The organism is Kistimonas scapharcae (genome assembly GCF_039540975.1).
GTDB classification, from domain to species: Bacteria; Pseudomonadota; Gammaproteobacteria; order Pseudomonadales; family Endozoicomonadaceae; genus Kistimonas; species Kistimonas scapharcae.
On sequence record NZ_BAABFL010000367.1, the window covers coordinates 1 to 9,989 of the forward strand.

General features: G+C 48.1%; 8 protein-coding genes and 1 pseudogene. 3 read left to right on the plus strand and 6 right to left on the minus strand.

The features are described 5' to 3' along the window. The first annotated feature begins 191 nt into the window (after positions 1-191). Positions 192-1,865 (plus strand): WD40 repeat domain-containing protein, encoded by a 1,674-nt coding sequence (locus ABD892_RS13245; protein WP_345196245.1) that lies wholly within the window; start codon positions 192-194, stop codon positions 1,863-1,865. A gap of 123 nt (positions 1,866-1,988) precedes the next feature. On the opposite strand, the gene ABD892_RS13250 is transcribed toward ABD892_RS13245, so the two are convergent. The 4 genes from ABD892_RS13250 to ABD892_RS13265 all read right to left on the minus strand — a co-directional run bounded on the left by ABD892_RS13250 (position 1,989) and on the right by ABD892_RS13265 (position 6,020). Further along, positions 1,989-3,029, minus strand: a complete 1,041-nt coding sequence (locus tag ABD892_RS13250; protein WP_345196246.1) for an AMP-binding protein — start codon at positions 3,027-3,029, stop codon at positions 1,989-1,991. Between the two features lie 392 nt (positions 3,030-3,421). Next, entirely contained in the window at positions 3,422-4,561 is a 1,140-nt protein-coding gene (locus tag ABD892_RS13255; RefSeq protein ID WP_345196247.1) for an acyl-CoA dehydrogenase family protein, read from the minus strand. A 123-nt stretch (positions 4,562-4,684) separates the two neighbouring features. After that, the gene (locus ABD892_RS13260) at positions 4,685-4,903 is read right to left on the minus strand and encodes a hypothetical protein (RefSeq protein ID WP_345196248.1); all 219 of its coding nucleotides are present in this window, start codon (positions 4,901-4,903) and stop codon (positions 4,685-4,687) included. Positions 4,904-4,997: 94 nt separating this feature from the next. After that, the gene (locus ABD892_RS13265; protein ID WP_345196249.1) at positions 4,998-6,020 is read right to left on the minus strand and encodes a DUF2860 family protein; all 1,023 of its coding nucleotides are present in this window, start codon (positions 6,018-6,020) and stop codon (positions 4,998-5,000) included. Between the two features lie 149 nt (positions 6,021-6,169). On the opposite strand from ABD892_RS13265, the gene ABD892_RS13270 reads away from it, so the two are divergent. Continuing rightward, a complete protein-coding gene (locus ABD892_RS13270; RefSeq protein ID WP_345196250.1) occupies positions 6,170-6,706 on the plus strand; it encodes a hypothetical protein in 537 nt (178 codons plus the stop codon). 15 nt (positions 6,707-6,721) lie between these two features. After that, positions 6,722-7,312, plus strand: coding sequence for a GNAT family N-acetyltransferase (locus ABD892_RS13275; RefSeq protein WP_345196251.1), 591 nt, complete (start codon positions 6,722-6,724; stop codon positions 7,310-7,312). Between the two features lie 10 nt (positions 7,313-7,322). On the opposite strand, the gene ABD892_RS13280 is transcribed toward ABD892_RS13275, so the two are convergent. Beyond that, on the minus strand, positions 7,323-8,786 hold the full coding sequence (locus ABD892_RS13280; RefSeq protein WP_345196252.1) for a TolC family protein: 1,464 nt from the start codon (positions 8,784-8,786) through the stop codon (positions 7,323-7,325). Further along, a pseudogene (locus ABD892_RS13285) lies at positions 8,787-9,896 on the minus strand (beta-barrel domain-containing protein); the annotation flags it as partial. Positions 9,897-9,989: the final 93 nt, after the last annotated feature.

A 9,989-nucleotide genomic window follows, 5' to 3' on the forward strand; every position in this document is an offset into this window, starting at 1 on the left:
TTTTCATCTCGTTCTCCGTTTGACTCAGTGTAAGTCGGAGAACTCTAATTCGAAATGCCCCTAGTTTAGGGGATGATTACACTATCAAAAAATGTTTTTTGTTTAAAAGGAAAGCCTTCCTGTTAGTGATGTCACGACTTCCACTCCATAGTATATCTAGCCTTATACATTGACAGCGAGATTATCCTCTAATGGATCAAATACCCAGCAGCTCAAAATCACTATCAAAGAGAAAGGATATCAGAGAATATGATGAATCCCCTCCTGGCAAAAAACCAAGAGTAGAGAGTTTTTTTGCTGCAACCACCAATATCAACCTTCCCGAATTACCAGAAAGAGCTCTCGTTAAAATTTTCAGTTTTCTTTCTTCGAGAAAGATATATACCATAGTCCCCAAGCAACACCCACTCGCAATGAAATCATGTTGTGATGCAATCTTGGAGTATGAAAAAACATTACATAAAGACCTAAAACCAAGAACAATACAAAACGATCCACAGTTTCCCACCGAGAATAAAAGAACAACATTCAAATCTTTTTATGAGCCATTACTTAAACAATACAACTTCAGCCACCATTGTATTTTGCTGGCAAAATTATCTTCTACTTATTTTTACGCTATTTTGCACTGGCTAAACACACAATTCCCAGAGCAATCCATTCTTTACAGAACAACATTGAGGGGACATTCACGGGACGTAAACTGTGCAATTCCTTTTCTTGGAGGGGTTCTTTCCGGTGCAGATGATGACAGCATCAAATTCTGGGATATCAGCAAAGATCAAGAAGGAACCTGTTTACTAACACTATCTACGGATACCGGTCATAGCGGCCACAGTGACTGTGTAAGTACGCTGTGCGCTATAGAGCATAATCAAACTTTTGTATCCAGCAGTTACGATGCCAGTCTGAAGTTATGGGATATGTGCTCATCATCCAGTCCATCACTTAACAAGTGTATTCGAACAATGACAATGTTGAGCGAAGACGCACAAAGGCCTTATGGGGGAATATTCACCAATCTCACGCTGTTACCCGGTGACCGTGCCGCATCATCAACAGACGATGGTCGAATTATTATATGGAATGTGAGCAAAAACGGCAGCAACACTCCTATCAACATATTGGAGGGCCATGAAAGTCTTGTTAATTCGTTGCTCACTCCAAGATTACACTCTCAATACCTCATTTCCTGCTCGGACGATGGAACCCATAAGATTTGGAATCCCAGCTTACCCAGAGAGGATGGTCCGTGTCTGGAGACATTTGGCCCCGATAACCCAATCCGAATAGATCATATGACAGAGTTACCTGGCTTTGACATCCTCATCTCTGCTTTTAACAATGAACCCTATGATGACACCTCAACCCACTCTTCCAATAGCGATACGGCAAGTCGTCATGTTTCAGATTCAGATTCAGAAGCACCAGAGGCTGAGATAGATCCACAACCACGTACACCTTCTCACTCACCTGATATGGAAACTGCACAAATTCCTGCCGACATAGTCGCCTTAATGCCCGCAGAAAAAAAGTGCTCATGGATTTATGAGCTGCCTCCAGACAGAAAAAAAGTGACTGCAATTCTCGGGCTCCCCCAACGCTTAATAGCTATTGGCATGGACGATGGAACGATTGAAATATGGGACCCCGATATAAAACATCACAAAACAGCAGCATGCATTAAGCGATTAGTAGGGCATAGCAATACCATAATGTCACTGTCAGTCACCCCCAGATGTGAATTACTTTCTGCATCATCCGACTGTACAGTCATTATATGGAATATGGCAGCGATTCCAGACTATCCTATATCACCCGCCAACAAATTAATAAATTTATGCAAAAAACAACACACCCCCTAATAGCCAGAGAAGTTTTATAGCGACAGCGCACGGATAGTGCATTTGATTAAAATAAACGCAACGATGTCTAGCATCTATCAACAAAAAACATCTGCATTCTATACATACTCCAGCTGACGCCAATTACTCTATAACAGACAATGCGCCATTTACTGCCCGTAGCACAATAGGCTCCACCACTCTGCTCTTCATCAGCACATCCGAAACACATCCTTGTCCCTCTGCGGCCATCACAACCATTGAACGCAGGCCCCCAAGGTCACATTGATCCAAAAACGCTTCCTCTCGTCCAAACTGGCAGCCGATTTCCGGAGTTACCATCGAGAAAGTCGCGCGTTCACTAACAAGACACTCAACATAATTTTTTACATTCTGCGCCCCCGTTAAAACCAGTCGGGCGCCTGAGGACAGCCAGTTAAAAAGAAATACCCCTGTGAGTACCGGCTCCTGACAAATGTTAGGGCACACCAACACATCACCATGCTGGATGTTGGCACGTTCTGCAATAAACGATGCAACACCCTGCCAATGATTATGACTGCCAGGAATAATTTTTAATCGAGCATCTTTATTGTCCCCTGAAATCAGCACGAAGGGATGCAAGGTCAAATAATCATCAGGTGAAATGTGTATATTCCCCAGATATTCTCCCAACTGGATTAACTGCTCTTTTGGAGGATCGTTCTCTGTAGCGAGTATTGCGACACCTGACTGCTCAGATATTTCCGCAGAGAATGAACACTGCACACAATGCTCTGGTAAATCCGGAACAAATCTGCCTTGCTGATTTCCGGAACAGAATTCATCATGAGCCAATGCAGTAATATCTGGCCCAATAGCCGCTAACAGCAGCCGCCATTCAGTTCTGGAAAATCCATCAGGAATGGTGCATGCAATGGCCCCCAGTCGCGCTATGGCCAACTTCAGAATAATGGTATTAGCGACACTCGCCATCTGAATCAAAACAACCCGGTGCTGCCGTACACCGGCCTGAAAAAGTGCTGCACTGACTCGCGTCACCGCGTCCGCCAGCTGACGGTAGCTGTAACGCACCGATACCTTACCGTCTGACTCCCTATCCCTGTCGACCAACGCAATCCGCTCGGGATGTATCGCAACGGTACGACGGAACAGGGTATCCAGAGACTCCTCTTCTCCCCACATCCCGTATCGCTCATTAAACGCAATATACTCACGTCTGAAAGCTTGCATACCTTTATCCTGTCATGGGCTGAAAGTTGGGATACGGATCACTTAGGGGTTCGAAAACCACGACAACAACATAAGACGGGATGGGGAAAACCACCAGAACAGGAAAAAACAGAATTAAAATGCTCACGATATAACCGCGATGCGCGCAGGTGAAAAGCCATCACTTGCCTGGCGTACAGGGTACATGGTCTTTCCACTGTCAGCCCCTTGTTATCATTCTGTTGGCGTTAGTCGGAAGTGCAGTGAGGAAGACTATCTTCAGGTCTTTTTTCAGTCAACGGTCAAAAATGGCCTGTCCTTTTTTGACCGTTGGAACGTTTCTCATTTCTAAAGTTTCAATACCCTTACACCAGTGAGCGGGCAATAATTTCTTTCATAATTTCATTGGTTCCCGCATAAATACGCTGTACACGTGCATCAGCCCACGCTCGGGCAATAGGATATTCCCACATATAACCGTAACCACCGTGCAATTGCAGGCATTCATCCAGCACACGACACTGCATGTCGGTACACCAGAGCTTGACCTGTGCGGCAGTAGGCACATCCAGGTTGCCCTCAACATGGAGCTGCAGGCAACGATCCAGAAACGTTCTGGCAACCGACACTTCTGTGGCCAGCTCCGCCAGTTTGAAACGGGTATTCTGAAACTTCGCCAGTGCCTTTCCGAATGCTTCACGTTCCCTGACATACTCCATTGTCCATTCAAGCGCCGCTTCCGCATTAGCCACTGCATTGATACCAACAGAAAGGCGTTCCTGGGGTAGCTCCTGCATCAAATAAGCAAATCCCATTCCGACCTTACCGAGCAGGTTTTCTTTAGGAACACGGACATCCTGAAAAAACAACTCCGAGGTATCCTGCGCTTTCATCCCGATTTTTTCCAGGTTCTTGCCTTTGCTGAAACCCTCCATGCCTGCCTCTACAACAAACAGACTGGTACCACTGGCCCCTTCTGTCGGATCCGTCTTACAAACGACAATGACCATATCTGCCAGCTGCCCGTTGGTAATAAACGTCTTTGATCCATTAATCAGGTAGTCATCACCATCAGGTATCGCGGTTGTTTTCACGCCCTGCAGGTCTGACCCGGCAGCGGGTTCTGTCATGGCTATCGCGGTAACAATCTCACCACCCACCATTCCTGGCAGATACTTATTCTTGAGGTATTCAGAACCATGATGAATGAGGTAAGGGGCAACAATATCGGAGTGCAGGCCGAAACCAATACCCGTCAGACCCAGACGGGCAATTTCTTCATCCACTATCGCGTTATAACGAAAATCAGCATCGACGCCACCAAAAGTCTCCGGCACTGTCGGGCATAGAAAGCCCTGCTCTCCGGCTTTTTTCCACAACGCACGATCAATCTGCCCGGCCTTTTCCCATCCCCCATGAAAAGGAACTGCTTCTTTTTCAAGAAAGCGCCGTACGCTGTCTCGAAACATTTCATGCTCTGGCTCATAGACCGTGCGTGGAATCATAAGACTGAACCCGTTTTCTGTTGGTATTGTTAACTGGCTACAGTCTTAGATTCTGGTGCTATTCAGTAAACATGTCGCTGGCGCATTCAGTCAAAATACATGGCAGAAACTGATCACAAGCCTTCAATAGAAAGAAGCGTCGTCTTCCTCTGGCTCGCCCACCAAAGAGTTAAGCAGTCGCATAGCCCTGTCCAGATCGGAAAAGCTGTCAAAGAAATCGCCTTCCGGACCAACCACTTCATACGCGATAGATTTGAGATTACCGTCACTGTCAAACCGCTCTGCCCGGATGATGGAATAGCCACCCTTGCCGCCAAAACGGTTACGTTCAACTTTGCTCATTTTGAGGATCACCCTACTCTGATACAAACGACCTGAGCCGTTTGTATCAGCTTACGGGAACAGAGATCAAGCAGGAATCTGAATTACCCTGATATTAGAAATGGTAAAGCAGACCGGCTGAAACAGACGTGATGTTTGTGTCGTAGAAATCAATATTGGAGCTGGCACGGAATGCGGCCAGGCTGCCCATGGCACGCCAGTTCTTCCAGCCAAAGGGTTCACTGTAAAAGACCGAGAATGACGCTCCGTAGATATCATCTTCCTGCGTTTTACCACCAAACTCGGCAATGGGGTTGGCCTTGTCGTGCTTGTTCTGGCCATACACCAGGTTGGTCACGGTCTGCCACTGCTTGTTACCCCAGGCATGACTCAGCTGGACGATATATTCGTCAGCCGCCATGGCTTTGCCGTCGAGGTCATAACGGGTGTACTGAACCGATGGAATGAAGAAATGCCCATTACCCAGCGAATGACGGTAAAGCACTTCGGCAGAGCGAATATCACCTTCACGGGACAGCATACGCTGCTGGGCTGGCGTCAGACCTAGGCCGGATTCACCGCTCTGCTCATTATCAACCTCCACCTTGCGCGTAGAAAGACGCACCTGGAAATTACTCCCCATGATATTACTCCAGCCAACACGGGCACCGCGGCTGGTACGATCGGTATCCTTACGCTTGCCGTCTGTCTTGTACGGGTCTTTCCAGACCTTGGTCGGCACACCGGAAAACAGGTAGCTTACTGACAGTTCGCCAATACCATCATACTGGCGACGTACACCCAGCTCACTGGAAAAGTCATAACGTAACCAGTTCTCCAGGGAATTACCGGCAAAGACCTGGGTTTTCGAATCTGCCCAGGTGTACTGCACCTCGCCATTGAAGAAACCAGAGGTTTTTGATTCGGATTTGGCAGAACCCAGGTCATGGATTCTGTCATTGCCTATATCACCCATGGCGGTACCTGCCACGATGTTGCTCTTCAGCGTCGTATTGCCCAAACCGAAGCCAACAAACCCCGAAAAACCACTTTCATCTGGCATCGGCCCAAGTGCATAAGCACCCAAGCTTGCGCTCAGGGTTAAAACCCCCGCCACACCCACTGTTACTCTACGCATGAATTGATAGCCTTGTGTGAACGTTATTATTGAAAAATCCCTCAATGATAGCCTAATCGTTTAAACGACCACGTCTGGAGATTGTAAATATTCTGCGACTACTTTATGGTTTTAAGCAGGGCAAATACTAATAAAAACAAGGCCGCTCCATGAAGCTACCGGCTATTCCACTGGCAACTGCAGAACTGAAACCCCTGGCTTATGAAGACAGTGAGGCCATAGCCAGCATTTACCAGACTGATACCACACAGCATCAACCCGCCATTCATTCAACTCAGGAAGCCTGCCAATTTGTCCGGATGGCGGAACAGCTTTCTGATAATCAGCAAGGGCTCATTCTCGGACTGACACAGCATGAACGACTTCAGGCAATTATCCATATTTATGGAATAGAACCCATTGCACGACGAGCATTCATTCGAGTCGATAACTGGCAGGCGCTGACAGACAACACACTCGTTGAAACCCTTGCCAGCATCGTTCAGCTATCAAAAGAGCTGCTGTCACTTCACAGCGTGCATTACCAGGTTATTGACAATGGTTCGGATCAGATGCGGCTGACCGGTGCGTTGGAAATCCTCGGTTTCAGTCCAGCATCCCACCTGCGGGACTTCTACAAGCTACGCCCTAATCACTACTGTGATGTCAGCATCTACACCCGAACGATTCAACCACCATCACATTGAGAGGCAAATGCTGCAATGGTACCTGTCCTTCAGACAACCCGCTTTCGCCTCCGCCCTTTCAACCAGCATGATGCTGATAGCCTCTACACCTTGCTCAAACAAGAAAAAGTCGTCACCGCGCATCCTGCACATCCTGTGAGTGACCGACATGAAGCCAATCATGTCCTGCAAGCCATGAATGAGGATGTTTTATCGGGCACAGCGCTTTACTGGCTGATTGAAGAGAAAACCAGTCAACGATTTACTGGCCGGATCGGGTTCAAGCATATTAATCACCAGAATAATTCTGCTGCACTAATGGTGGAGGTATTACCCGAACTCTGGGGGGAAAATATTCTTTACGAAACTGGCCGGGCTGTTATTGCTTATGGTTTCAGCCAGTTACAACTACACCGCGTTGAGGCGCAGGTAGTCCCTGAACATCCCTATATGCATAGCTTCCTCAAGCGGGTCGGTTTTCATCTCGAAGGACTGTTGCAATCCTGGGTAAAAAACGACTATGGGCTACTGGACTACCGTATCTATTCACTGCTCAAGACCGATGATGCCTGGAAAACCATACTGTCTACATCACCGGAACATTTCAGCCTTCGCAACTGCCTGTGATTCTAAATACTCAGGGTTCCATATATGACGCTAACGACGGTATGGCATCGTGTCGAACCAGCGACGATGCCAAATCATTGCCTTGCTGCTCTAAAAGCTTCAGCGGAACCTGATCAACACCTGTCGCCAACAAGGTAGATTCATACCCCTTTAATAAAGCTAACCATGCCTGGTCGACCTCATACTGTGCCAGTAGCAGATCACAGCGGACTTTCAGCAACGCAATCTCATCCCCGGGATCAAATTGCTCCCTGCTATCACGCACCTTCCACTCTTTAAAAACCAGTGACTGATAGTGCTGAGCACGCTGATAGTCTTGTATTAGTGTCTGCTGCTCGGCTGCTGCCATACGAACCTGCTTGATCACCGCCATGGCCAGCGCGAGTCGCTTTGCTTCTTCAGCATCCAATTCAGCCTCGGCTGCGCGAATCCTTGCCGGTATTTTGAAAATACCCATCAGGTCGAGTGATACCCCAACCCCCTGCTCTTCCCAGTGACTGTCTTCCAGATTAGCGCTGTCGTCGTAGCGGGCACTGGCAAACACATCAATATTGGGTAGCCATCGCCACTTTGCACCAGAAACATCCCATTCCAGATTCCTGACTCTGTAATCACTTTCCTGCAATTCAGGTCGCAGCCTCAGTGCAAGCACCTCCAGCTCTGACAATTCTGGCAATGCGGGTATCATTTGATTGCTGTGGCTAGAAGCCGGTAAAGGAAACTCTGTCGTACGACTGTTAATCAATGCAGACAACTCAATGATAGCTGCCTGCCGCTCCCGTTTGATTGACTGTAACCGCCCACTCAACGACAGCAACTCACGCTGATAGCCAAGCAACACCAACGGATCCATTAATGACGTGTAACGCTCTCCGGCCAGCTGATCATCCATTGCATAAATATCTGCAGCCAGTTGCAGCCCTTCCTTCTCACGTTGCTCAGCCAGTACCGTCCGCCACCATACTGTACGAACCTCCGACATCAGCCGATTGAGCGTCGAGCGGGTTTGCTCACGGGTAATAAATACATCATTCAACGCCTGTTGGGTTCGAATATAACCGATGGCAAAATCCAACACAGACCAGCTAAGATTGGCACTGGCAACATCACGACGGCGTCCTTCAAAGTTACTGGAATTACGTTGATCCGGTGGTGAACTTCTCAGTACTGTATTGGCTTCCGCCAGCGTAGAGGGTGCCAGCTGCCACTGCACTTCCTCCAGACCTGTCTCAGACACCAGTTGGCGATACCGATCAACCTCCAACTCAAGGTTAAACTCAATCGCTCTCGCCATCGCCTGAGGCAACGACAACGGTTCTGTAATGGGAGGGGCAATGTGAAAACCGGCAAGATCCTGTTCTGACCGTTGACGTATTTCTTCCGGTGTCAGTCCGCGCCCATGCAACGTGCATCCCGCGATGATCATAGCGGTCATAAGGGTGGAAAGCGTTCGGATAACAGGGTAACACTTCATTCAGGGCTCCCGAAAACTGTTATCCAGCGCGCGCTCGATCGGATAAATCAGGAAACTGAGCAGGGATCGATCCCCTATCAGAATATCCGCTTCCAGCGTCATACCCGGCAATAACCGGAAATGTTCCGGCACATGACGCAGTTGTTGTAATTCAAGCCTGACATTGCCCCGGTAACCCAGCTGCTCCTGATTACCATCCCGGACGGTTCCATTACTGATCAGGCGTAATGTGCCGGAAATATCACCGTAACGGGTAAACGGCAGCGTATCCAGTTTGAGTCGTACATTTGCGGCTTCCGGCACCATGCCGATCGACATGGGGGATATCATGATCTCCGCTTCAAGCTCACCCTCCACAGGCGCCAACTCAAACAACACCTCACCGGATTTAACGACACTGCCAGCCCCTTTATCTGCAGAAAGCAGCACAACCGCATCATGAGGTGCTCGTAAAGATGTCGTTTGTTGCGCTTGCTCATATTTTTTCAGCTGAGCCAGAATTGCAGCATATTCACGACTCGACTGGGAAAACCCTTCCCCTAATGTCGCGAGAACACTATTACGCCATGCCTGGTGCTCTATCTTTTTATCTGCCAGTTGCTGTTCAATAGCTTTTAACTCGGCACGTACCGTCGCAACGTTCCTCTCTGCTGCCAGTAAAGCCTGCCGCGTCTGTAAATAATCGACTTTCCTTGGACCGTTTCGTTGATAAGTTTCTTTTTCTTTTTCATAAAGAGATGTGCGCAAACGATCCAGATCCTTGGTAACAACCACTTCCTGCTCAAGTATTTGTAACTGCTCGGCTAACTGCTCTTTACGCTGCTGCAATGCCTGCAGAGAGGTTTTATGCAAGGCAACAGTTCCCCGATAATCATTGATCCGTCGGATAAACAATTGTTGCTCAAGAGACTGCATCGCAGGATCATCAGAAAACCTTACTGCAGTCTTTTTTGATTCATCCACGCCGCTGCTCTCAAACCATGCCAGCTCTGACTCAAAACGTCTGGCAGACGCCTGGGCAGATAATAAACGAAGACGGATGCTATCCAGGTCAGCCTCAGATTCGGTACTGTCCAGAACGGCCAACACCTCTCCCTTACTAACGAAGTCACCTTCCGAAACAGCCTTAAATCCCGCTTAACCTTGGGAATGTGAGCAAGCTGGCCGTACTTTTGGCAACAGAGTACAGTTTTTGCACAAAAC